Genomic DNA, 22,872 nt, shown 5'->3' on the forward strand with positions numbered 1-22,872 from the left:
TGGGCGTGTGCGCCGTGGTGGCCGCGGGGTTGCGGGTCGCCCCGACGGGCTGGGCGCCGACGCGGTCAGGCGCTGAGCCGGCGGCGGCCGAGGCCGAGCATGACCGACGCGACGGCCCCGACAGCAGCGGCGACCGCGGCTCCGCGGAAGACCCACTCGACCTGAACGATGGCAGCGTCGAGCAGCGCCTGGGTGTCGGTCTGGTCCGGGAGGGCGGCGACCGCGGCGTAGTACTGGTGCAGTCCGATGGCGGTCAGGAGGGCCAGACCCACGACCATGCCGATCATCCGGGCGACGACCACGAGCGCGCTGGCCGTGCCGTGGGCGTCCTCGGGTGAGTCGGCGAGGGCGGCATTGTTGACCGGCGCCAGCGCGAGGCCGATCCCGAGTCCCACGAGCGCGAGCACCACGGTTGAGGACCACTCCGCGAGCGAGCCACGGCCCCAGGTCGACATGACGACGAGGCCGACAGCCGCCAGCGCGAGGCCGAGCCCGCTCACGAGCCCGTCACCGAGCCGGCGCAGCGACCAGCCACCGAGCAGTGCGCCGACCGGCACGGCGACGAGGAAGCGGACGAGGACGAAGGCCGCGACCGTCTCGCTCTCGGTGTACACCAGCCGGGCCAGCAGCGGCACGTCGACGACGACGGCGACGAGGGCGACGCCGACACACAGCGAGACGAGCAGGGCCCAGCGCGTGCGGCCGAGCACGACACCTCGGGGCACCAGGGGCTGTGCAGCGCGCCGGTGGTGCAGCAGGTAGAGGCCGGCGAGCACCGCACCGAACGGCAGCAGCGCGAACCCCAGGGGGCCGACGATCTCCTTCTCCGGGTCGGCTGCGGCGAACGTCAGCACGATGCAGCCGAGCGCACCTCCGAGCAGCAGGGCTCCCACCAGGTCGGCACGGCGCAGCACCGGCCAAGAGCCGCGCACCCACAGCGCCACGGCCAGCGCCGCGAGCACAAGCGCCACGACACCGACCGGGGTGACGAGGCGGGAGGTCGCGTCACCGAACGGCACGAACGGCACCCCGAGCGACACCGAGGTCACGAGCGGCTCGGGGGCTGCGAGCGCCAGCCACCCGACCACCGCGGCGACGAGCGTGACGGCGACGGGCAGCGCTCGGGGACGGGACGGCATACCTCCGCCGACGGCGACCACGGCGGCAGCGAGCAGGACGCCCAGCGCGGCGTTGAGCCAGAAGATGGCGCGCCAGTCCGCGACGGCGAGGACGGCCGCCCCGAGCACGGGACCGAGCACCGACCCGAGCTCCTGCACCGCGCCGACGACCCCGAGCGGGGTGCCGCGCCGGTCGCGGTCCCACAGCTGGGCGACGATCGCGAGGGTCGCGGGGACGAGACCACCACCGCCGACGCCCTGGATGACGCGTCCCGCGACGAGCACCGGCAGCTCGACCGCGAGCGCCGTGATGGCCGAGCCCACGACGAAGACCGCGAGGCAGCCGAGCAGCACGCGCTGTCGTTCGGTGAGGTCGGCGAGCCGGCCGATGAGCGGCAGGACGGCGATGTAGCCGAGGAGGAAGCCGGAGATGATCGGCGTCGCGCGCTGGAGCGAGTCGATGCCGATGCCGACGCCGGACATCATGTCGGTGAGGGCGAGCACGACGACATAGGTGTCGGCCGCGGCGAGCGCCACCGCGACCGAGGCCGTCGCGAGCAGCGCCCTAGGGGCGGGTGATCTCAACCGCGGTCCCGTAGTTCTTGAGGCGCAGGGTGAACGTCGACGTCGCGCCGGCGAAGAATGGGCCGGTGAGCTCGGCGAGCTGGAGCCGGTCGCCCTCGGCGATGCCGTAGGTCACCTCGAAGGTGCCCGTGCCGTCGCCGAGGTTGAACAGCTCCTTGATGCGCGGGCCCGGCAGCGTGCCCGAGTACTGCTGCAGCACCGCCGCGCCGTCGCGCACCTGCTTGCCGGTCGTCGGCCCAGCCGTGTCGACGAGCAGCTGGGAGATGCCCTTGGCCGGGTCGAAGAAGTTCGAGGGGTTGGGCGCGCCCAGCTCCGCGAGGTCGGTCGGGTTGTAGCCCGGGGTGAAGAACTTCATGTATGCCGTGTCACCGATCGTGATGACGTCGGCCGAACCGCTCACGCCCTTGATCGTCGCCGTGACACTGCCCTTGAACTTGGGCTCGGTCGCGCTGATCTCCCCCGTGCCGAGGGCACCGGTGACGCCGTTCTCGGTCTGCGGCACGTTCTTGCTCGACAGGGTCAGGCCCACGAACTTGGCGCCGTCGAAGTGGGCCTTGGCCGCGGCGAGCGCGGCCTTCGGGTCCGCCTTGGGCTCGGGCTCGGCATCACCGGAGCACGCGGTCAGGATCCCGAGGGTGGCGGCAGCCGCACCGGCCAGCAGAGTGCGTCGTCGCATGGCGCACACCCTACTGGCCGGTGCTGGCACCTCTGGGTGGCCGGCCGTCAGTCGAAGATCAGGCCGTGGGCCCGGCCACCGATCCTGCCGACGACGGAGATGTCGGACCCGTTGAGGTTGCTGCCGTTGAGGTCGCGGTAGGCATAGACGTCACCGACACGGTTGACGCCGATGATCGGCCGGGTCGCATTGCTGCAGCTGCCGGCGGAGACGTGGACGAACCCGGCCCAGCCCGTGCTCCTCAGCCGGAAGCCGTTCCAGCCGGTGCCGTCGGCCTTGAAGAGGTACTCGTGCAGGGCCCCTGCCTCGGTGATGGCGAGGAAGCCGTCGACGACCGCGCCGTTGTAGGTGCCGACCCCGGTCGGTGCGAGCGAGTACACGGTGCCCCAGCCGGCGGTGCTCATGGCCCGCACGCTGGTGACCGCGCCGCTCGTGTTGATGCCGTAGCGCGCCACACCGCCGCTGTTGTTGAGGGCGTAGAGCCGGCCGACGCCGCTGCCGGCGATCTCACGGACGCTCTGCCACGCCGTCGTGCCGGCGATCGTGCCCGACACCACCGGCCCACTCGATCCCCACACGACCTTGACGAACATGAGCCGTCCGTCGGGGCTCACGGCGGCGTACTGCTCCGTGTAGGGAGCGGAGGACAGGACACGGACGAAGGCCATCGTCCTCGGCTGGACGGTCACCTTGACGCCGGCGGGGTCCGTGACGGTGATCGACCCGACGGGGTAGCCGGACGGAGCCGAGCCACGGATAAGGTACTCGCCGAGCACGCCGTTGAGGGCCCGGTGGAAGACCGTGATGCAGTCGGACGGCAGCGAGGCAGCCGTCGTGGCCAGGGCGAGCCGGTTCGATCCGCTGTCCGGGCTCGTGACGGCGGATGTGTGGTTCCTGCCCAGCGGTGCCGCGTCGACCGCCTTCCACGCCACGTCCTTCTCGATGGTCGCGGACTTGCGGACCACGGGCCTGTCAGCAGCACCCGCAGGTGCGACCAGTGCGACCAGCGCGAGCGAGGCGATGCCGACGGTCGCGACGGCCGCGATGCGCGAGCGCAGGGAGCGAAGGTGGGTCATGGCGTGTCTTCCCCTTGGACATGAGCGGCCGCCGGACGCGGCAGGCGCAGAATAGCGGGACTGCAGAGATCAGTACAGGGGGTTGATGCCGGTCTGCATCGGCACCCAGAGGCCGGCGAAGGCGCCGTCCGGGAAGTACCAGGCGGGCCGGCCCTGCACCGTGGCGCTGTGGGGTGAAGGTGCGTTGGAGTTCCGCGTGATCGTGAGGTTCTTGTAGCCGGAGACGTTGCCCGCGGCGTCCAGGCGGTAGGCCGTGAACGTCTTCGGGGTGAACTGGATGGTGACCTTCGGGAGGTAGGCGTGGGCGTCGACCGCTCCCCTGGCGAAGGCCACTCCGAAGCCCTCCGGCACGAACCACCCGGTGTGCGTTCCCGCGGACAGGCGAAGGCCGATCGGACCGCCCTGGAGCCGGACACGGTGGTCGAACGGCGCCCCGGTCGTGCGACCGAACGACACCGCCTTGGTCGCGGTGATCTTGCCGAAGTTGTCTGCCTTGTACATCTTCGTGACCCGGGGGGTGATGACGGCCGTGCCGGTGCCACCACGGAGGGGGTAGTCGGAGCGGTAGGTGTTGGCGGTGTTGACGTAGAAGACCTGCGACTTCGTCAGTCGCCACAGCTCGAGGAACTGCCGGACGTGCACGCTGTGGTACGAGTGCGTGGAGACCTTGTGCCGCAGCGAGTAGACGCTGACCGCCCCCTGCCGCCTGTACTCGGCGGGCACGGTGAGCTCGACCGTGCGCAGGGCGCCGAGGGTGAGGGCTCGCACCTCCTCGTTCTGGGTGAGGACCCAGTAGTCGTGCAGGCCGTAGAGCGCGAAGATGTGGCCGTTGAGGACCTTCTCGCTGTTGACCACGGGGTAGCGCGGGTACTCCTCGAGCCACAGGCGGCCCTTTTCGTCGACCCAGGACGCGAAGGGTGCCTCACCTTCGGGCGTCTGGCGCATGCTGGCGTAGGTCGCGTCGGCAGCGGTCTTCCACTTCTCGTCGCCCGTCACCTGGAAGAGGCGGACGAAGACCGACAGGGCCTGGCCCTGGGCCATCCCGGAGTACCACGGTGCCTTGAGCGTCTCGGTGGTGTCGCCGTGGACGGCGAAGTCGAAGTCGTAGGGGTAGTACCAGGCGCCACCGGACTCGACCCTGCGGTCGACGAGCCGCTGGGCGTTCTTGGCCGCGCTGTCCAGGTAGGCCTGGTCCTTGGTCAGCCGGTAGGAGTTGAGGCTGTAGAGGGCGTACTGGGCCTGGCCCACCGGGTGGTTCCACTGCTTGGTCTCACCGACGAACGAGAACATGCGCACGTCCGTCGAGTCACGGACGCCCCAGCCCTCCCCCGGGGTGATCTTCGTCGTGTCGTACGGACGGGCGGCGGTCGGCGCCTCCACGAGCGTGGCGCCCGACGAGAGGAAGCCCGAGATCGGCGGGTCGGTCGGGAGGCGCAGGCCTGGTGAGGACTGGGTGGTGGTCTCCCGGACAGCCGCCTGACGCTTCTTGACAGCGGCAACGTCCCGGGTCGGCCGCAGGGGCGTGCCGTCGAGCCCACCCATGTCGAGCAGGTTGTCCCCGGGTTCGGCGGCGGTGACCGCGACGGTGGGAGAGCTCGCCGCCACCGCTGCTCGGGGCTGGGCCCCTGCGAGCGGCGTCGTCGCGGCGACCGCCGCGGCAGCGAGCAGGCTGATGAGAGTGGTGCGCGATCGACGCATAGCCGGTCCTTGAGCTCGAGAGGTGGAGAGACAGGCGACGCCGCAACCGGTTTTCACCACCACGCCGCCAACCCGACGCTTCCCGCGGACTCAGGCCCCCTGGCCAGTCAACGGCGACAGAGTATCGCGTTGTCACAGAACTCGTGACCATCTTGGGAAAAAGTCACGAGACCCGTGGCATCGCTGGATCAGCGCAGGGTCAGCCCTTCGCCGTCGCGGTCCACCGTGACCTCCTGGCCGTCGCGCACCTCGCCCGCGAGCAGGGCCCGAGCCAGCCGGTCACCGATCTCCTTCTGCACCAGGCGGCGAAGCGGACGAGCTCCGTATGCCGGGTCGTACCCGGTCTCGGCGAGCCACTCCCGCGCCGCGTCGGTCACCAGGAGGTCGATGCGCCGGTCCTTGAGGCGCGTCCCGAGGGCCCGGACCTGGAGCTCGACGATGTGGGTCAGCTCCTCGCGGCTGAGCGGGTCGAAGACGACGACCTCGTCGAGGCGGTTGAGGAACTCGGGCTTGAACGCCGCCCGCACCGCCGCCATGACGGCCTCCCGCTTGGCACCCGGGTCCAGTGTCGGGTCGATGAGGAACTGGCTGCCGAGGTTGCTCGTCATGACGAGGATGACGTTGCGGAAGTCGACGGTGCGGCCCTGGCCGTCGGTGAGACGGCCGTCGTCGAGCACCTGGAGCAGGATGTCGAAGGTCTCGGGGTGGGCCTTCTCGACCTCGTCGAGGAGGACGACGGAGTACGGCCGGCGACGCACCGCCTCGGTGAGCTGGCCACCCTCCTCGTGCCCGATGTAGCCCGGAGGTGCACCGATGAGCCGCGCGACGGCGTGCCGCTCGGAGTACTCGGACATGTCGATGCGGACCATGGCGCGCTCGTCGTCGAAGAGGAAGTCGGCGAGCGACTTCGCGAGCTCGGTCTTGCCGACACCGGTGGGGCCGAGGAAGAGGAAGCTGCCCGTGGGTCGGTCGGGGTCGGCGATGCCGGCCCGGCTGCGGCGGACCGCGTCGGAGACGGCCTGCACGGCCGCGGTCTGGCCGATGAGGCGCGAGCCGATGATCGACTCCATCGAGAGCAGCTTCTCGGTCTCGCCCTGGAGGAGGCGGCCGGCCGGGATCCCGGTCCAGGCCGAGATGACCTCGGCGATGTCGTCGGCGCCGACGCGCTCCTTGACCATGAGGTCGTCGCCGCTGCGGGCGACCTCGGCCTCGCTCGCGGCGGCGAGCTGCTTCTCGAGCTCGGGCAGCTCGCCGTAGAGGACGCGGGAGGCGGCCTCGTAGTCACCGTCGCGCTGGAACCGCTCCGCACGGGTGCGGGCCTCGTCGACCTCGGCCTTGAGGTCGCCGACCCGGTTGAGGCCGGACTTCTCCGCGTCCCAGCGGGCGTTGAGAGCCGTGAGCTGCTCGGACTTGTCGGCGAGGTCCTCGCGAAGGCGGGCGAGGCGCTCGACCGAGGCGTCGTCGGTCTCGCGCTCGAGGTGGAGCTCCTCCATCTTGAGCCGGTCGACGGCACGACTGAGCTCGTCGATCTCGACCGGGCTGGAGTCGATCTCCATGCGCAGCCGCGACGCCGCCTCGTCGACGAGGTCGATGGCCTTGTCGGGCAGCTGGCGGCCGGAGATGTAGCGGTCGGACAGGGAGGCCGCGGCGACGAGAGCGGTGTCCTCGATCTCGACCTTGTGGTGCGCCTCGTAGCGCTCCTTGAGACCGCGCAGGATCGCCACGGTGTCCTCGACCGAGGGCTCACCGACGAAGACCTGCTGGAAGCGGCGCTCGAGCGCCGGGTCCTTCTCGACGTGCTCGCGGAACTCGTCGAGCGTGGTCGCACCGACGAGGCGGAGCTCGCCGCGCGCCAGCATCGGCTTGAGCATGTTGCCGGCGTCCATGGCGCCCTCGCCTGTCGCACCCGCACCGACCACGGTGTGCAGCTCGTCGATAAAGGTGACGATCTGGCCGTTGCTGGCCTTGATCTCCTCGAGCACGGCCTTGAGCCGCTCCTCGAACTCACCGCGGTACTTCGCGCCGGCGACCATCGCGCCGAGGTCGAGGCTGATGAGGCGCTTGTCCCTCAGCGACTCGGGGACGTCGCCGTCGACGATGCGCTGCGCGAGGCCCTCGACCACGGCGGTCTTGCCGACGCCGGGCTCACCGATGAGGACCGGGTTGTTCTTCGTCCGGCGCGAGAGCACCTGGACCACGCGGCGGATCTCGGAGTCCCGGCCGATGACGGGGTCGAGCTTGCCGTCGCGGGCCATGGCGGTGAGGTCGGTGCCGTACTTCTCCAGCGACTCGCTGCCACTCTCCTGCGCCTCGGAGGTCACCTTGCGCCCGGCACGGAGCTCGTCGATCCGGGCCTCGACGTCCTTGGCCACCGAGCGCTCGACGCCGGGCAGCGCGCCCTTCTCGACGAGGGCGAGGACGAGCAGGTCGGTCGCGAGGTGGGTGTCACCCTTGGCCGACATGAGGGTGCTCGCCTGCTGGAGGACGGCCAGGGCCGCCTGGCCGAGCGACGGGGTCGTGGTGCTGGGACCGGAGCTGACCGGCATACGGGAGAGCGCGGAGCGCGCCGCGGAGGCAACGGCGTCGACCGTGGTGCCCGCAGCCTCGAGGAGGGCGGGGGTCGAGGTGTCCGGCTGCTCGGCGAGGGCGAGGGCGAGGTGGTCAGGGGTGATCTCGGGGTGGCCGGCGCCCTGCGCGGTGCGTTGCGCAAGCGCGAGCGCCTCGGCGACCCTGGTCGTCGGCGTGAGGTCCATCGTGGCAGTCTCCTGAAGGTCGTGAGTCACGGGTTCGTCAGGTGCAACGAGCACAGAGTTGAGTTGATTCCGCTCAACTTTGAGTTTCTTTGGGTCGAGCTCAGCAGGCCGTGGCCAGGTCCTGGACCTCGTCGGTGGGCTCGCTCGGGGTGGGGGTGGCTGCCGGCTCCGACTCGCTCGGGGTCGGCGTGGCGGCAGGCGCGGACGACGACGGAGCCGCGGTCTGCCTCGGCGGGTTCAGGGCCGACTGCACGAGCCGCCGGATCTTGGCGTAGTCGGGGTCGGCGACCCTGACGACCTTGTTGGTGATCGGCAGGCTCCGGATCGAGCCCTCCTCTTGGATCGTGCCGACGAGCTCGGCCCACGCGGGCAGCTCGCTGGTGGGGATGTCGATCGTCAGGTTGTCCTTGACGACGTTGGCGAGCGCCGGGTAGTTGCGCAGCAGCTGGACCGGGTCGGCCTGGTCGATGATCGCGCCGGTCACGCAGCGCTGGCGGCGCATCCGGCTGTAGTCGTCACTGCCGGCGCGGGAGCGGGCGTACCAGAGGGCGTGGTAGCCGTCGAGGCGCTGCTGGCCCGTCTCGATCCAACGTTCCTTGTCGTCGGTGAAGACGATGCGACCGTTGACGAGCTTGCACGACACGCAGACCCGCTCCTTGACGTTGATGTCGATCCCGCCCATGGCGTCGACGAGGGACTGGAACCCGCGCAGGCTGACGACGAGGCTCCGGTCGATCTCGAGGCCGAGGATCTCGCCGATGACGTCGCGCGTCGACGTCAGCCCCGGGTTGTCGTCGCCGGGGAAGAGGTCGGGGTGGTCGGTCGCCAGCGTCCAGATGCCGTTGAGGAGGCACTCGTCGCCGCAGTCGTAGCCGCTGGGGTAGAGCCTCGACAGCGGGTTGGTGGACGGGATCGGGGCGAACTCGAGGTTGCGCGGCAGGCTGAAGAGCACCGTCTGGCCGGTCTGGGTGTCGATGCTCGCCACCATCATCGAGTCGGTCCGCACGCCGACACGGTCGTCCGCCGCGTCCGAGCCCAGGAGCAGGACGTTGACCCGGGGCTTGTCCGCCCAAGCGTTGGCGTCCTCCTCGTCGGCGTCGTTGCTGCCGGTGAGGACACTCACGACGTCGTGCTGGATCGTGAGGTAGCGCACCGCGGTGACCGCGGGCGCGACGACGAGCAGGCAGCAGACCGCGGCGAAGAGGGCCCGCCAACCCCGCCCGGGACCGCGAGGTGCGGTCTCGCTCGCGGTGAGCAGGATCCCGGCGCACCAGAGGACGGCGCCCACGACGGTCGCGACGAGCAGGGTCACGAGGATCCGGGGACGCACGGCGAGGTCGAGCGCAGCGACGACGAAGCCCTTGCGCCAGGCGTAGAACAGGGTGAGCGCGCCGAGGAGCAGCGCGCCCAGCAGGAGGAGCAGACCGAAGGAGCGCCGGCGTGTGGGGATGAGCCCGGCACCGGGCAGGACCGTGCTCAGGGCGGTCAGGCCGAAGAACCGGCCCGACCCGGCGTGGGTGTCGTACTCGTCGTAGTCGTCAAGGTCGCCATCGCCGTCGAACCCGTCGTACCCATCGAACCCGTCGTCGGCGGAGGAACCGGGGGCCCGATGATGCCGGGCCCTGCGGGAGCGGCGCGGCTCGTCATTGTGCACGAGCACATCATGCCGCGCCCCGCCGCTGCATCACCGTGACTGCGCCGAAGTCGCGTCCACATCGTTGCCGCCGAAGCCGACCCACGGGGACGCTCCCGCGGGTCGCACGGGCACACCCCATTTGGGCAGGACGAGGTCGCGACGGGAGGCGCCGGTCGCCCACCTCGCCACGTGAGGTGCCACGTGGTGGCGCCACCACCGCGCCTCCTCGGCGAGGGTGTGCGAGAGCCGACCGGCGCGGAGCGGTTCCAGAGGACGCGGCTGCGGAGCGGAGGGGTGGAGCCCGAGGAGCCCGGCGACGAGGGCGGCGAGCCGCCGGTGACCCAGCGCGGACGGGTGGACCCGGTCCGCCGCCCACAGGCGGCGATCCCCCCACTCCTCACGGCCGGAGACATCGGCGAGCAGCGCGCCGTGGTCGCGCGCGAGCACCCGCAGCCCGGCGTTGAGCTCACGCACCCGTGCGCGCACCGGACCGAGGACGGGCGAGCCGGTGACCTCGAACCCGGTGAACACGATGACGGTCCCCGCCGTCGCGGTGAGCCGACCCAGCGCGACGTCGACGGGTCCGAGGACGTCGTCGAGCCGCAGCACCGGACGCAGGATGTCGTTGCCGCCGGCCCAGACCGTGGCGATGTCGGGCCGCATGAGCAGGGCGGCGGGCAGCTGCTCGGTGGCGACGTCCCGTGCGGTCCGTCCCCGCAGTGCGAGGTTGGCGTACTCGGTGCCCGGGTCCCTCTCGGCGAGCAGGGCGGCGACGAGGTCGGCCCAGCCGCGCAGCCCGTTGGGCCAGGCGGGGTGAGGGTCGCCGACACCTTCGGTGAGGGAGTCGCCGAGGGCGACGAACCTGGTCACGACCGGACCGTATGCCGTCCGCCCACCGTGACCGCGACTCCCACCTGTCGCGTCGGGAACCAGTCGGCGAACATCAGCCGACACCTGCCGGTTCCTCTGGTGGGAGGTGGCCGGCCCGTGACATGCATGTCACATGGACACTGGTCGCTTCGTCGCTGTCGGCGACTCCTTCACGGAAGGGGTGGGTGACCCGAACCTGCACTACCCCAACGGTTTCCGGGGGTGGGCGGACCGGATGGCGCGCCAGCTCGGTCGGGCCGACCCGCGGTGGGAGTACGCGAACCTCGCGATCCGGAGCAAGGTTCTCGACCAGGTCGTCGAGGAGCAGGTGGAGGACACGCTGGCGATGGCACCGACGCACATCTCGTTCTATGCCGGAGGGAACGACATCCTGTCGCTGCGCGCGGACCTCGACTCGCTCGTCGCCCGCTACGAGGCGGCGCTCGTGCGGCTCGGGTCCGGTGGGGCGCAGGTGCTCGTGTTCACCGCCTTCGACATGCGGACCACCGCCCTCCTCGAGCCGCTGCGGCGACGGGTCCTCACCTTCAACGACGCCGTGCGCGACCTCGCCGCCACGCATGACGCCACCCTGCTCGACCACACCCTCATGAGGGAGTACGAGGACCGGCGGCTCTGGGCGCCGGACAAGATCCACATGAACCGACAGGGCCACAAGCGCATGGCCGCCTTCGTCCTGCGCGAGCTCGAGGTCCCGCACACGCTGCGGCTGCGGGACCTCGGCGACACGGAGCCGAGAGCCTGGCGACAGGCCATCCGGGACGAGGGCCGGTTCGTGCGCACCGAGGTGCTGCCCCTCGTGCGCCGGCGCCTCAGCGGTCGCTACGACGGCGACGCGGCGCTCCCGAAGTGGCCACAGCCGATCCGGCCGGCCGACGGCATGAAGCGCCTGGCGCGCGAACGCTCCCGTGCCCGGGAGCTCGAGCGGGAGCTGGCCTGGGCGGGTGCCCGTGACGCGTCCGCGGACGGGACCGTCAGCGGCGGCCGGTCAGCCAGTCGACAGCGTCGTCGATGAGCTCCTCCGGTGAGCGGCGCAGGTCGAGGATGACTCCGTGCTCGTCGGCGTCCAACGGCTCGAGGGTGTCGACCTGCGACTGCAGCAGGCTCGCCGGCATGAAGTGACCCTGGCGCCCGGACATCCGTTCACGGATGACGTCGACGGGACCGTCGAGGTGGACGAACGTGACCGAGGGCGGGCCCTCGCGCAGGACGTCGCGGTAGGTCCGCTTCAGCGCCGAGCACGTGATGATCGTCGACACCCCGTCACGAGACCTCGACTGCATCCACTCTGCGAGGGCGGTGAGCCAGGGCCAGCGGTCGTCATCGGTGAGGGGCGTGCCTGCCTCCATCTTGGCGATGTTCTCGGGAGGGTGGAACTCGTCGGCCTCGGCGAACTCGAACCCGGTCGCGGCGGCGATCCCGCGGGCGACCGTCGTCTTGCCACTGCCGGAGACACCCATGACCACGACGTGCGTGGTGGCCTCGCCGCTCATCGGTGGGTCTCGCCCGGACGGACGGAGAGGAGCTCGCCGAGCTCTGGACGGGTCGGCAGACCGGTCCAGTCACCCGTGGTGCTCGCAGCCCAGGCGCCGAGCAGCACAGCACGGTCCAGTGCCTCGGGGAGCGCGGCGCCGTCAAGCACTGCAGAGAGCAGGCCGGCGCAGAAGGCGTCCCCGGCCCCCACGGTGTCGACCGCGGTGACGCCGACGGCGTCGGCGTCCACGCGACCCTCACGGGTGTGCAGGGTCGCACCGGCGGCGCCACGCTTGACGGCGACCTGCTCAACGCCCAGCCCGAGCAGCGCCGCGACGGCGTCGTCCTCGGAGCCGTCCGCGACGACGTCGAGCTCGTCCTCCCCGGCGACGACCTGCCAGACCCGGGGCAGCAGCGCGCGCAGCACGGGCGAGGCCTCCTCCCGGCTCCACAGGCGGGTGCGGTGGTTGACGTCGAGCGAGACCCGCACGCCCGCCTCGTGGGCGACGGCCACGGCCGAGCTCACGGCCTCGGCGGCCTCCGTCGACAGGGCGGGCGTGATCCCGGTGACGTGGAGCAGCGAGGCCGACCGGATCGTCTCGACCGGCAGGTCCTGCGCCGACACCTTGGAGCCGGCTGATCCCGAACGGACGTAGTGCACGCGCGAGAGGTCCGCCGTGCGTTGCTCGACGAACATCAGACCGGTCGCGGCGGAGTCGTCCACGACGGCTGCCGTGACGTCGACGCCCTCTCCGCGCAGGGTGCGCAGGACCTCCAGCCCGAAGGGGTCCGCGCCCACCCGGCCGACCCACGACACGGAGTGGCCGAGACGCGCCAGCCCGATCGCGACGTTGGCCTCGGCACCCGCGAGGTGCGGGGTCAGCGTCTGGCCGAACCCGATCGGACCCGCGGACCTGAAGGAGGCCAGGCTCTCCCCGAGGGTGACGACAGCGGTCATCGCCGGTCCCCGGCGTCCCCGGCCCACGAAGCGAACGCCCGGGCCCGAGCGCGCAGGGCGTCGAGCGAGCCACCGGATGCGGCGTCGCCGACGAGCGGCCCGCCGACACCGGCGCCGATCGCGCCAGCGGTGAGGTAGGCCCTGGCCTCGGAGATCCCCACCCCGCCGACGGCCATGAAGGGGATGTCGGGGAAGGGGTCCCGCAGGGCCTTGAGGTGGCCAGGGCCACCGACCGACGCGGGGAACAGCTTGACGACCTCGGCACCTGCCGACCACGCGGCATACGCCTCGGTTGCCGTGAACGCGCCTGCGGCACAGGGAAGTCCGCGTCGTGCGGCCTCGGCCACAGCGGGCGTGACGGCAGGTGTCACGACGAAGTCGCCGCCAGCGGCGGCCACCCCGGCGACGTCGTCCTCGGTGAGGACGGTACCGACACCGACGAACGCACCCTCGGGTGCCGCCTCACGCAGCGCGGCCACGGTCGAGAGCGCCCCCGGGGTCGTCAGGGTGACCTCGACGAGCCGGATGCCCTCCTCGAGGAGGACGCGTCCGGCATCGAGCGAGGCCTGCTCCGACGTGCCCCGGACGATCGCCATGACGGGATGCGAACGCAGGGTGGCGACGAGCTGCCCGGGCCCCATCACCACTCCGCGAAGGTGCCGTCGGGCTGGCGCCAGACCGGTCCGCGCCAGGCGTGACCGACCTCGGCGGCCCTGCGCACGGCCGCCTCGTCGATCTCGATCCCGAGGCCGGGACCGGTGAGCCGCTCGATGTGGCCGTCGACGAACTGCAGTGGCTTGGTGTCGACGAGGTAGTCGAGGACGTCGGCACCCTGGTTGTAGTGGATGCCGATGCTCTGCTCCTGGATGAGGTGGTTCGTCGTCGCGAACGCGACCTGGAGCGACGAGGCGAGGGCCAGCGGACCCAAGGGGCAGTGGGGCGCGAGCGCGGCGTCGAAGGTCTCGGCGAGCGCGGCGATCTTGCGGACCTCGGTGATCCCGCCGGCGTGGGAGAGGTCCGGCTGCACGACCGCGACCCCGGCCTGGAGGACGGGCAGGAACTCCTGCCGGCAGTAGAGCCGCTCGCCGGTCGAGACGGGCGTCGTCGTCGACTGGACGAACTGCGCGATGAGGTGCGAGTTCTCCGGCGTCACCGGCTCCTCGAGGAAGAGCGGGCGGTAGGGCTCGAGCAGCGGCGCCACCCGACGCGCGTTGGCGAGGCTGAAGCGGCCGTGGAAGTCGACGGCCACGTCGCCGTGGTCACCCAGGACCTCCCGAGCGGCCGCGACCCGCGCCACGACGCCGTCGATCTCGGCCACCGTGCCGAGGGGTGACATGCGCCCGCTCGCGTTCATCTTCACGGCGGTGAGCCCGGCCGCCACCTGCTCGGCGATGTGGTCGCGCACCTCGTTCGGCTCGTCGCCGCCGACCCAGCCGTAGACCCGGACGCGGTCGCGGACGGCGCCCCCGAGCAGCTGGTGCACGGGTGCGGCATACCTCTTGCCCTTGATGTCCCACAGCGCCTGGTCGATGCCGGACACGGCACTGCCGAGGATCGGACCGCCGCGGTAGAACGACCCCTTGGTCATCACCGCCCAGTGGTCCTCGATCCGCTCGGGGTCGCCCCCGACGATGATCTCGGCGAGCTGCTCGACGGCGGTGCGCACGGTCTCGGAGCGGCCCTCGCAGGTCGCTTCGCCCCAGCCGACGATGCCGTCGGAGGTCTCGATGCGCACGAAGAGCCATCGAGGGGCGACGAGGAAGGTCTCGACCCGGTCGATCACGGAGGCCATCGGCGTCAGCCCTTCGTGGCACCGGCGGTGAGGCCGGAGACGACGTACTTCTGCGCGAGGAGCGCGATGACCATGATCGGCACCGTGACGACGGTGGCCGCGGCCATGAGACCGCCCCAGTCGATCGCGGCGTAGCCGACGAAGTCGAAGATCGCCACCGGCAGGGTCTTGGTCTTCGCACCCGACAGCACGAGGGCGAACATGAAGTTGTTCCACGAGAAGATGAAGGCGAGGATCCCCGCGGTCGCGATGCCGGGCGTCGAGAGCGGCAGGGTGATCCGCCGGAACGCGCCGATCGGGGTGAGCCCGTCGACCTGGCCGGACTCCTCGAGCTCGGTGGGCAGCCCGTCGAAGTAGCCCATCATGATGTAGACGACGAGCGGCAGCGACACGAACATGTGGCTGAGCACGAGCACCGTGAAGCCGCCGACGAGGCGCAGGTTCGAGAAGATGTAGAACCACGGGACGAGTAGCGAGACACCCGGGATGACGCGGGCCATGAGGACGACGAGCGCCGAGCGCTTCATCGAGAACCGGCTCATCGAGTACGCCGCCGGCACGCCGAGCAGGAGGGACAGCACCGTCGACGCGAACGCCACCCAGAGGCTGTTGATGATGAAGGTGACGTAGTTGGCCTGCTCGAGGACGGTCTTGTAGTTGTCGACCGTCGGCGAGAAGAGCAGCGCCTTGCTCGTGTCGTAGATGTCGACGTTCGTCTTGAGCGACGCCGCCACCATCCAGATGAGGGGCATGAGCAGCCCGAGGACGACGAGGACGAGTGCCCCGACGCGGAACGTCTTGTATGCCGTGCCGCCGCGCATCAGTACTCCGCCTTCCGACGTGAGGTGAGGGCCCACATCGAGCCGATGATGATGAGGAAGAAGAGGATGAGGACGGTCGAGCTCGTGCCGTACTCGTTGTAGTCGAAGCTCAGCCCGTAGGCGTAGACGTTGAGCGTCTCGACCTCGTGGTAGCTGCCACCGCCCTTGCCCTTGGTGGCGTAGAGGATGTCGAAGGTCTTGAGGGCGTCGATCCCGCGCAGCAGGATGGCGACGATGACGGTCGGCATCATCAGCGGCAGGGTGATGTAGCGGAACCGCTGCCACCCGTTCGCGCCGTCGATGAGCGCGGCCTCCTGCGGCTCGTCGGACAGCGCCGTCAGCCCGGCGAGGAGGATGAGGACGACCATCGGCGTCCACTGCCAGATGTCGATGAACATCGTGGTCCACAGCGCCGAGGTGCGACCGGCCAGCCACGGCTGCTCGGGGATGCCGAACCAGCCGATGACCTGGTTGGCGATGCCGATGTTGGGGTCGAAGATGAGGCGCCACATCATGCCGACGGCGACCGGGGTCGCGACGAGCGGCATGAGGATGGCGACCCGCACCCACTTCTCACCGCGGAACGGCCGCCACAGCAGCAGGGCGATGGCCATGCCGAGGACGACCTCGACGATGAGGACGACGCCGGTGAACTGCACCGTGCGCCACACCGCCGGCCAGAACCGGGCCGTGTCGGCGAGGACGTCGAGGTAGTTCTGCGCGCCCACGAACTCCTTCTCGGAGCGCACCGACCCCTCGGCGTCGGTGAGGCTGAGGTAGAGCGTCCACGCCACCGGGAAGATGATGAGCACGACGACGAACGCCATTGCGGGAGAGGCAAAGAGCCACTTGCGATGGGTGTTGGCCCATCGGGAGAACCCGGACGTTCCCGTCACGGGGAGTGCGTCAGCAGACATGGGATATCGCCTTCGTTGCCGTGGGTGCGTGGTGCGGTGACACGGTCGTATGCCGCGTGGTCCGGCCGCGTGCCGGCCGGTGGTCCGGCCGCGTGCCGGCCGGTGGTCCGGGCCCGGGTGGCCGCACGCCTGGTGCGGTGCGACCACCCGGGTGGTCCGGGATGCCCTGGGGTCAGGGCGTCACTTGTTCTCGTCGTCGAGCAGGGCCTGGAAGGCCTTGGCGGCCTCGTCGGCCGCGGCCGCCGAGTCCTTGCCCGTGATCGCGTCGACGATCGGCTGGCCGACGAGCTCGCGGGCCTCGGGGACCTTGACGACCTGGGGGCGGTCGAAGCCGACACCGTTCTTCGCGCCGGCTGCTGCGGCCTCGACGAGGTCCTTGGGGTAGGTCGAGGTCGCGTCGGCGTCGCTGGCGACGGAGGTGCGAGCGCCGGGGACACCGGCCTTCTGGTTGGCGAGCGTCTGCTCCTTGCTCGTCGCCCACTCGATGAACTTCCAGGCGTTCGCCTTGTTCTCGGACGCCTCGTTGATGCCGAGGGCCCACGACGGGACGTTGTAGGGCTTGGAGCCGGCCGGGCCCTCAGGGAACGGCGCGAAGCCGACGGTCTCGGAGACCTTGGACTTGGCCGGGTCGGTGGCGTTCTTGTAGAGCGAGCTCGCCTCCGTGTAGAACGCGGCCTGGCCCTGGGTGAAGATCGCCATCGCCTCGGGCCAGCTCATGTCGGTGCTGACGTTCTTGGGGCCGTGGTCGTGGATGAGCCCGCCGTAGTAGGCGTAGGCCTGCTTGGCCTCGGCCGAGTCGACCGCGGCCTTGCCTGACTCGTCGGCCCACTGCCCGCCGAAGCTGTAGAGGAAGCCGGAGAACTGGGTGACGGCGGCGGACTTGCCGGTGCGCGCGATGAAGCCGGCGACTCCCGGGTTGGCGGCCTGCACCTTGGCGGCGGCCTCCTTGAGCTCGTCGAGCGTCTTGGGCGGCGCGGAGTAGCCGGCCTTGGCGAGCAGGTCCTTGCGGTAGTAGAGGACCTCGGTCTCGGTGATGAGCGGGACACCCACGACCTTGCCGTCGTAGGTCGTCGCCTCGACCGGGCCGGACTGGAAGTCGCTCCAGTTCCACTCGGAGGCGCCCTTGGCGTCCTTCGTGATGTCGGACAGGTAACCGTTCTTGCCGAAGAGCTTGCCCTCCTGGAGGGGGCGGTACATCATCACGTCGAGGTCGCTGGTCCCCGCGTTGAGCTTGACGTTGTACTGGTCGGAGAGTTGGTCCTCGCCGAGCTGGGTGAGCTCGACCTTGAGGCCGGTCTCCTTCTCGAACTCGGGCAGGGCCGCCTTGATGTTCTCGGTCCACACGTGGTTGGCGAGGGTCACCTGGATGGTCTTGGACCCGGTGCCCTCGTCGTCGCCACCGCCACCGCACGCCGAGAGGCTGAGCGCCGCGGCGAGTGCGAGGGTCGATCCGATTGCTGTGCGTCGCAACACGTCGATCTCCTTGGATATCCGGCCGCCCCGCCATTGGAGCCGTCGCCGCGGCGGACTCTCGTCCGTCTTGTCGGCGAGCATAGATCCATAAATCCGACTTGTGCAAGAGGCAAGCCCTCATGCGTATGATTTGTGACGTGCCCACCGACGCGCCTCCCGCAGACGACCAGTCCGGCCTTCACGGGCGCCTCGTCGAGTCGCTGGGACTCTCGATCTGCGGCGGTGAGCTGGCTCCCGGGACGATCCTGTTCATCGACGACCTCATGGCGCGCCACGCGGTCTCACGCTCGGTCGTGCGCGAGGCGCTGCGGGTGCTGTCGTCGATGGGGCTCGTGACCTCGCGGAGGCGCGTGGGCACGCTCGTCCTCGACCGCTCCGCCTGGAACGTCTACGACCCGCTCGTCATCCGATGGCGGCTCGCCACCGGGGGGCGCCTCACGCAGCTGCGCTCGATCACCGAACTGCGCACGGCCGTCGAGCCCCAGGCTGCACGCCTGGCGGCCGAGCGCGCCCGACCGCTCGAGGCCTCCGAGCTCGTCACCCTCGCCGGGCAGCTCTGGGCCGCCGGACAGGACGGGCGGATGGACGACTTCCTCCGCCTCGACATCGAGTTCCACACGCGCGTGCTGGCCGCCTCGGGCAACGAGATGTTCGAGCACCTCCACAAGCAGGTCGCCGAGGTGCTCGCCGGGCGCCACGCCTACGGCCTCATGCCGCACCACCCGCACGTCGACGCGCTCCAGCTGCACAGCGACGTCGCCGCCTCGATCCAGCGCGGTGACGGCGACCGCGCCCACGAGGCGATGGTGGCGATCATGGACCGGACCATGGGTGAGACTCGCCAGCTCTGGGAGGAGCAGGAGGGCGTCCCGGCCGCCGGGGTCTGACACACCTCGCTCGGCGACCCATCGCGCACGGCCACCGGCGCACCCCGGCTGGGCGGACGGCATACGGGCAGGGTCCGGACGCGCCGCGGCCCCGCCACCACAAAGGTGACGGGGCCGAAGCAGGGACCGCGAGGGTCTCAGCTCACTGGGTGAGCGCCGACAGGGTCGGGTCGTTGGCGTAGGCCTCCTTGGCGTTCGCCTTGGTGACGATGAGCGGCTCGAGCAGGTTGGCCGGGACCACCTTGACGCCGTTGTCGTAGGACTTGTCGTCGTTGACGGTCGGCTTCTCGCCCTTCTGCAGGGCCACGACCATCTCGATCGTCGCCTTGACGAGGTTGCGGGTGTCCTTGTTGATCGTGGAGTACTGCTCGCCGGCCATGATCGACTTCACCGACTCGACCTCGGAGTCCTGACCGGTGACGACCGGGACGGGCTTGCCGGCGGCCTTGACCGAGGTGATGATCGCGCGGGCGAGGGTGTCGTTCGGGGAGAGGACGCCGTCGAGAGCGGCCGACGAGTAGGACGCCGAGAGGAGGGTGTCCATGCGCTTCTGCGCGTTCTCGGCCTTCCAGCCCTGGGTGACGGCCTGGTTGAAGGCGGTCTGGCCCGAGGTGACCTTGAGCGTGCCGTCGTCGATCTTCGGCTTGAGGACGCTCATGGCGCCGTCGAAGAAGACCTGGGCGTTGGCGTCGTCGGGCGAACCGGCGAAGAGCTCGATGTTGTAGGGACCGTTGGGCTTCTTGGCCGCCATGCCCTCGAGGAGCGCGTTGCCCTGGAGCTCGCCGACCTTGAAGTTGTCGTAGGCGACGTAGTAGTCGACGGCGTCGGTGTTCTTGAGGAGACGGTCGTAGGCGATGACGGTCGCGCCGCCGTCCTTGGCTGCCTTGACCTGGGTGCCGAGCTGCGCGCCGTCGATGGCACCCACGACGATGACCTTGGCGCCCTTGGTGACCATGGACTGGATCTGGTTCTGCTGCTCGCCGACACCACCGTTGGCGAACTGGACGTCGGCCTTGAAGCCGGCCTTGGCGAGGTCGTCCTTGAAGAGCTGCTCGGCGAGGACCCAGTTCTCGGAGGTCTTCTGCGGGAGCGAGACGCCGATGAGCGAGTCGCCGGCGAAGCCACCGGTCGCCCCGGAGGCCGTGCTGTCGGAGCCCGTGGGGGTCTCCTCGTCGGCCCGGCCGCAGCCGGTCAGAGCGAGGGCGGCGACGGCGGAGACCGCCATCAGCTTGGTGAGGGAACGCATGTTGTCTCTTTCTTTCGTATGCCGTGACGCACCCGGGGCGGAGGCGTCACTGTCGTGCGTATTCAGTTGTGGTGCGGACGGCCGACCTCAGGACTCCTGCTTGACCGTCTCCGTCGTCTCCTTGGTCGCCCGACCACCGAAGTTCTGCATGATGAGGCCGGTGATCGAGCGCCGGCCCTGGGACTTGTTGTAGACGTCGAACGCGACGGCGGTGAGGAGCACGAGGCCCTTGATGATCTGGGTCATGTCGGCCCCGACGCCGAGCAGCTGGAGGCCGTTGTTGAGCACGGCCATGACGAGACCACCGATGACGGCGCCGACGACGGTGCCGACACCACCGGTGACCGCGGCGCCACCGATGAAGACGGCGGCGATCGCGTCGAGCTCCCAGCCGACGCCGTCGAAGGGGCCGGAGGCGTTGGAGCGCGCGACGAACATCATCCCGGCGAGGGCCGCGAGGATCGACATGTTCATCATGACGAGGAAGTTGACCCGCTTGGACCGCACACCGGAGAGCTCGGCGGCGTGGCGGTTGCCACCCACGGCGTAGACGTGACGACCGATGATCGTGCGCGTCGAGATGAAGCCGTAGAGGAGGACGAGCGCACCGAGGATGAGCGCCGAGATCGGCAGCGACGTGCCCGGGCGGCCGGAGGCCATGAGCATCGCGACCGCGAGGATCGCGATCGATATCAGCCCCAGCCGGATCCACATGACCGTGCCGTCCTCGAGGTCGGCACCGATCTTGGCCTGGTTGCGGCGGTTGCGCAGGGTCCCACCGATGATCGCCGCACAGACGAGCACTCCGATGAGCACGGTGAGGTTGTTGTAGCCCGTCTTGGGCCCGACCTCGGGCAGGTAGCCGGCGCCGATCCGCTGGAACTCCTCACCCACGGGGACGGTGTTGGACTTGCCGACCCACTGGTTGGCCCCACGGAAGATGAGCATGCCCGCGAGGGTGACGATGAAGGCGGGGATGCCGATGACCGCGACCCAGAAGCCCTGCCACGCACCGACCAGGGCACCGATGGCCAGGCCGAGCAAAATGCCGATCCACCAGGGGATGCTCCAGTCGCGCATCGCGATGGCGACGACGATGCCGGCGAACGCCGCGACCGAGCCGACCGAGAGGTCGATGTGCCCGGCGATGATGACGAGCACCATGCCGATCGCCATGACCAGGATGTAGCTGTTGCCCTGGAAGATGTTGATGACGTTGCCCGGGTCGAGCGTCAGGCCGTCGGTGAGGACCTGGAACAGCACGATGAGGAAGACGAGCGCGAAGATCATCCCGAACTGACGGGTGTCTCCACCGAAGATCTCCTTGAGCTTGTTCATGCAGCGTCCTTCGGGGTCGTCGAGGTCTTGGTCATGAGCCGCATGAGCGACTCCTGGTCGGCGTGCTCCTTGTCGAGGACTCCGGTGATCCGGCCCTCGCTGATGGTGTAGATCCGGTCGCTCAGGCCGAGCAGCTCTGGAAGCTCGGAGCTGACGACGATGACGCCCTTGCCCTGGCTGGCGAGGCGCTGGATGATCCCGTAGATCTCGTACTTGGCGCCGACGTCGATGCCACGGGTGGGCTCGTCGAGGATGAGCAGGTCGGGGTCGGTGAAGAGCCACTTGGCCAGCACGACCTTCTGCTGGTTGCCACCGGAGAGCTTGGCGACGTCGTAGTCGACCGACGGCGTCTTGGTGCGCAGCTGCTTGCGGTAGTCGTCGGCCGCGGAGTGCTCGGCACGGCGGTCGATGACGAGGTTGTGCGCGATCTTCTTGAGCTTGGCCGACACCGTCGTCGTCTTGATGTCGTCGAGGAGGTTGAGGCCGAGAGACTTGCGGTCCTCGGTGACGTAGCCGATGCCCGCGTCGATGGCGGCGGGGACGCTGCGCAGGTCGACCTTCTTGCCGTTGAGCGTCATCTCGCCGCCGAGCCACGTGCCGTAGGAGTGGCCGAAGATCGAGCGCATGAGCTCGGTGCGGCCCGAGCCCATGAGACCGGCGAAGCCGACGATCTCGCCGCGTCGCACGAAGAAGTCGGACTGCTTGGCGACGAGCCGCTCGGGGACCTGCGGGTGCGAGACCGTCCAGTCCTTGACCTCGAACATGACCTCGCCGATCTCGGGCGTGTGGTCCGGGAAGCGCGACTCGAGGGACCGGCCGACCATGCCGCGGATGATGCGGTCCTCGTCGACGGCACCCTCGCGCACGTCGAGGGTCTCGACCGTCTCGCCGTCGCGGATGATCGTGATGGCGTCGGCGATGGCCTCGATCTCGTTGAGCTTGTGGCTGATCATGATCGAGGTGATGCCCTTGCCCTGCAGGCCCCGGATGAGGTCGAGCAGGTGGCGCGAGTCCTCCTCGTTGAGGGCCGCGGTGGGCTCGTCGAGGATGAGCAGCTGGACGTCCTTGGCGAGGGCCTTGGCGATCTCGACGAGCTGCTGCTTGCCGACGCCGATGTTCTTGATCGGGGTCTCGGGGTCCTCGGCCAGGCCGACGCGGGCCAGGAGGTCACGGGCGCGGTTGTTGGTCTTGACCCAGTCGATCGCTCCGCGCTTGGTCTCCTCGTTGCCGAGGAAGATGTTCTCGGCGATGGAGAGCTCGGGGATGAGCGCCAGCTCCTGGTGGATGATGACGATGCCCGCGTGCTCGGAGTCGCGGATGTTGTTGAAGGTGACGTCGGCGCCGTTGAAGCGGATCGTGCCCTCGTATGACCCGTGGGGGTGCACACCCGACAAGACCTTCATGAGGGTCGACTTGCCGGCGCCGTTCTCGCCACAGATCGCGTGCACGTCACCGCGCCGCACCGTGAGGTTGACGTCGGACAGGGCCTTGACACCTGGGAATGTCTTGGTGATGCCCGTCATCTCCAGGATGGGCG

The 22,872-nt window shown here is 70.0% G+C and carries 19 protein-coding genes; 2 read left to right on the forward strand and 17 right to left on the reverse strand.

What is annotated here, in order from left to right; all coding sequences use genetic code 11:
- Positions 1-65: 65 nt before the first annotated feature.
- The 7 genes from LL946_RS05485 to LL946_RS05515 all read right to left on the reverse strand — a co-directional run bounded on the left by LL946_RS05485 (position 66) and on the right by LL946_RS05515 (position 10,412).
- Entirely contained in the window at positions 66-1,703 is a 1,638-nt protein-coding gene (locus LL946_RS05485) for an MFS transporter (protein ID WP_404385583.1), read from the reverse strand.
- On the reverse strand, positions 1,684-2,379 hold the full coding sequence (locus LL946_RS05490) for an LppX_LprAFG lipoprotein (protein WP_404385585.1): 696 nt from the start codon (positions 2,377-2,379) through the stop codon (positions 1,684-1,686). Before LL946_RS05490 ends, LL946_RS05485 begins: the two co-directional genes overlap by 20 nt.
- A gap of 47 nt (positions 2,380-2,426) precedes the next feature.
- Positions 2,427-3,455, reverse strand: a complete 1,029-nt coding sequence (locus LL946_RS05495; RefSeq protein ID WP_404385587.1) for a hypothetical protein — start codon at positions 3,453-3,455, stop codon at positions 2,427-2,429.
- 69 nt (positions 3,456-3,524) lie between these two features.
- Complete coding sequence (locus tag LL946_RS05500) at positions 3,525-5,153, reverse strand: D-glucuronyl C5-epimerase family protein (protein ID WP_404385589.1); 1,629 nt, start codon at positions 5,151-5,153, stop codon at positions 3,525-3,527.
- A 188-nt stretch (positions 5,154-5,341) separates the two neighbouring features.
- The gene (gene clpB / locus LL946_RS05505) at positions 5,342-7,906 is read right to left on the reverse strand and encodes an ATP-dependent chaperone ClpB (protein WP_404385591.1); all 2,565 of its coding nucleotides are present in this window, start codon (positions 7,904-7,906) and stop codon (positions 5,342-5,344) included.
- Positions 7,907-8,006: 100 nt separating this feature from the next.
- Positions 8,007-9,560: an LCP family protein gene (locus tag LL946_RS05510; RefSeq protein ID WP_404385593.1), complete on the reverse strand. Its 1,554-nt coding sequence runs from the start codon at positions 9,558-9,560 to the stop codon at positions 8,007-8,009.
- Positions 9,561-9,590: 30 nt separating this feature from the next.
- Complete coding sequence (locus LL946_RS05515; protein WP_404385597.1) at positions 9,591-10,412, reverse strand: SGNH/GDSL hydrolase family protein; 822 nt, start codon at positions 10,410-10,412, stop codon at positions 9,591-9,593.
- 133 nt (positions 10,413-10,545) lie between these two features.
- On the opposite strand from LL946_RS05515, the gene LL946_RS05520 reads away from it, so the two are divergent.
- Positions 10,546-11,445 carry an SGNH/GDSL hydrolase family protein gene (locus tag LL946_RS05520; protein ID WP_404385599.1) on the forward strand — a complete coding sequence of 300 codons (900 nt, stop codon included), beginning with the start codon at positions 10,546-10,548 and terminating at the stop codon, positions 11,443-11,445.
- Here the strand turns inward: LL946_RS05520 and LL946_RS05525 are convergent.
- From LL946_RS05525 to LL946_RS05555, 7 genes are all read right to left on the reverse strand, one after another.
- On the reverse strand, positions 11,405-11,923 hold the full coding sequence (locus LL946_RS05525) for a gluconokinase (RefSeq protein ID WP_404385601.1): 519 nt from the start codon (positions 11,921-11,923) through the stop codon (positions 11,405-11,407). The genes LL946_RS05520 and LL946_RS05525 overlap by 41 nt on opposite strands.
- The gene (locus LL946_RS05530; RefSeq protein WP_404385603.1) at positions 11,920-12,861 is read right to left on the reverse strand and encodes a sugar kinase; all 942 of its coding nucleotides are present in this window, start codon (positions 12,859-12,861) and stop codon (positions 11,920-11,922) included. The genes LL946_RS05525 and LL946_RS05530 overlap by 4 nt, the downstream gene beginning before the upstream one ends.
- On the reverse strand, positions 12,858-13,457 hold the full coding sequence (locus tag LL946_RS05535; protein ID WP_404385605.1) for a bifunctional 4-hydroxy-2-oxoglutarate aldolase/2-dehydro-3-deoxy-phosphogluconate aldolase: 600 nt from the start codon (positions 13,455-13,457) through the stop codon (positions 12,858-12,860). The genes LL946_RS05530 and LL946_RS05535 overlap by 4 nt, the downstream gene beginning before the upstream one ends.
- A 44-nt stretch (positions 13,458-13,501) precedes the next feature.
- Positions 13,502-14,653: a galactonate dehydratase gene (dgoD, locus tag LL946_RS05540; protein WP_404385607.1), complete on the reverse strand. Its 1,152-nt coding sequence runs from the start codon at positions 14,651-14,653 to the stop codon at positions 13,502-13,504.
- Positions 14,654-14,658: 5 nt separating this feature from the next.
- Entirely contained in the window at positions 14,659-15,474 is an 816-nt protein-coding gene (locus tag LL946_RS05545; RefSeq protein ID WP_404385609.1) for a carbohydrate ABC transporter permease, read from the reverse strand.
- The gene (locus LL946_RS05550) at positions 15,474-16,391 is read right to left on the reverse strand and encodes a carbohydrate ABC transporter permease (RefSeq protein WP_404385611.1); all 918 of its coding nucleotides are present in this window, start codon (positions 16,389-16,391) and stop codon (positions 15,474-15,476) included. Before LL946_RS05550 ends, LL946_RS05545 begins: the two co-directional genes overlap by 1 nt.
- A gap of 180 nt (positions 16,392-16,571) precedes the next feature.
- The gene (locus LL946_RS05555) at positions 16,572-17,864 is read right to left on the reverse strand and encodes an ABC transporter substrate-binding protein (protein WP_404385613.1); all 1,293 of its coding nucleotides are present in this window, start codon (positions 17,862-17,864) and stop codon (positions 16,572-16,574) included.
- Between the two features lie 137 nt (positions 17,865-18,001).
- Here LL946_RS05555 and LL946_RS05560 point away from each other — a divergent pair, with 137 nt between their 5' ends.
- On the forward strand, positions 18,002-18,751 hold the full coding sequence (locus tag LL946_RS05560; RefSeq protein WP_404385615.1) for a FadR/GntR family transcriptional regulator: 750 nt from the start codon (positions 18,002-18,004) through the stop codon (positions 18,749-18,751).
- 142 nt (positions 18,752-18,893) lie between these two features.
- Here LL946_RS05560 and LL946_RS05565 read toward each other — a convergent pair whose 3' ends face one another.
- The 3 genes from LL946_RS05565 to mmsA all read right to left on the reverse strand — a co-directional run bounded on the left by LL946_RS05565 (position 18,894) and on the right by mmsA (position 22,858).
- Positions 18,894-19,997 carry a substrate-binding domain-containing protein gene (locus LL946_RS05565; RefSeq protein ID WP_404385617.1) on the reverse strand — a complete coding sequence of 368 codons (1,104 nt, stop codon included), beginning with the start codon at positions 19,995-19,997 and terminating at the stop codon, positions 18,894-18,896.
- An 87-nt stretch (positions 19,998-20,084) separates the two neighbouring features.
- Entirely contained in the window at positions 20,085-21,335 is a 1,251-nt protein-coding gene (gene mmsB / locus LL946_RS05570; protein ID WP_404385619.1) for a multiple monosaccharide ABC transporter permease, read from the reverse strand.
- Complete coding sequence (gene mmsA, locus LL946_RS05575) at positions 21,332-22,858, reverse strand: multiple monosaccharide ABC transporter ATP-binding protein (RefSeq protein ID WP_404386799.1); 1,527 nt, start codon at positions 22,856-22,858, stop codon at positions 21,332-21,334. Before mmsA ends, mmsB begins: the two co-directional genes overlap by 4 nt.
- Between the last annotated feature and the right edge of the window lie 14 nt (positions 22,859-22,872).

This window comes from Knoellia locipacati, from assembly GCF_044791685.1.
Classification (GTDB): domain Bacteria; phylum Actinomycetota; class Actinomycetes; order Actinomycetales; family Dermatophilaceae; genus Knoellia; species Knoellia locipacati_A.

Bases quoted from the DNA above. Each gene is read 5' to 3' on its own strand.
- LL946_RS05490 (WP_404385585.1), bottom strand. From the start codon at position 2,379: ATGCGACGACGCACTCTGCTGGCCGGTGCGGCTGCCGCCACCCTCGGG.
- LL946_RS05495 (WP_404385587.1), bottom strand. From the start codon at position 3,455: ATGACCCACCTTCGCTCCCTGCGCTCGCGCATCGCGGCCGTCGCGACC.
- LL946_RS05500 (WP_404385589.1), bottom strand. From the start codon at position 5,153: ATGCGTCGATCGCGCACCACTCTCATCAGCCTGCTCGCTGCCGCGGCG.
- clpB (WP_404385591.1), bottom strand. From the start codon at position 7,906: ATGGACCTCACGCCGACGACCAGGGTCGCCGAGGCGCTCGCGCTTGCG.
- LL946_RS05520 (WP_404385599.1), top strand. From the start codon at position 10,546: ATGGACACTGGTCGCTTCGTCGCTGTCGGCGACTCCTTCACGGAAGGG.
- LL946_RS05525 (WP_404385601.1), bottom strand. From the start codon at position 11,923: ATGAGCGGCGAGGCCACCACGCACGTCGTGGTCATGGGTGTCTCCGGC.
- LL946_RS05530 (WP_404385603.1), bottom strand. From the start codon at position 12,861: ATGACCGCTGTCGTCACCCTCGGGGAGAGCCTGGCCTCCTTCAGGTCC.
- LL946_RS05535 (WP_404385605.1), bottom strand. From the start codon at position 13,457: ATGGCGATCGTCCGGGGCACGTCGGAGCAGGCCTCGCTCGATGCCGGA.
- dgoD (WP_404385607.1), bottom strand. From the start codon at position 14,653: ATGGCCTCCGTGATCGACCGGGTCGAGACCTTCCTCGTCGCCCCTCGA.
- LL946_RS05545 (WP_404385609.1), bottom strand. From the start codon at position 15,474: ATGCGCGGCGGCACGGCATACAAGACGTTCCGCGTCGGGGCACTCGTC.
- LL946_RS05550 (WP_404385611.1), bottom strand. From the start codon at position 16,391: ATGTCTGCTGACGCACTCCCCGTGACGGGAACGTCCGGGTTCTCCCGA.
- LL946_RS05565 (WP_404385617.1), bottom strand. From the start codon at position 19,997: ATGCGTTCCCTCACCAAGCTGATGGCGGTCTCCGCCGTCGCCGCCCTC.
- mmsB (WP_404385619.1), bottom strand. From the start codon at position 21,335: ATGAACAAGCTCAAGGAGATCTTCGGTGGAGACACCCGTCAGTTCGGG.
- mmsA (WP_404386799.1), bottom strand. From the start codon at position 22,858: ATGACGGGCATCACCAAGACATTCCCAGGTGTCAAGGCCCTGTCCGAC.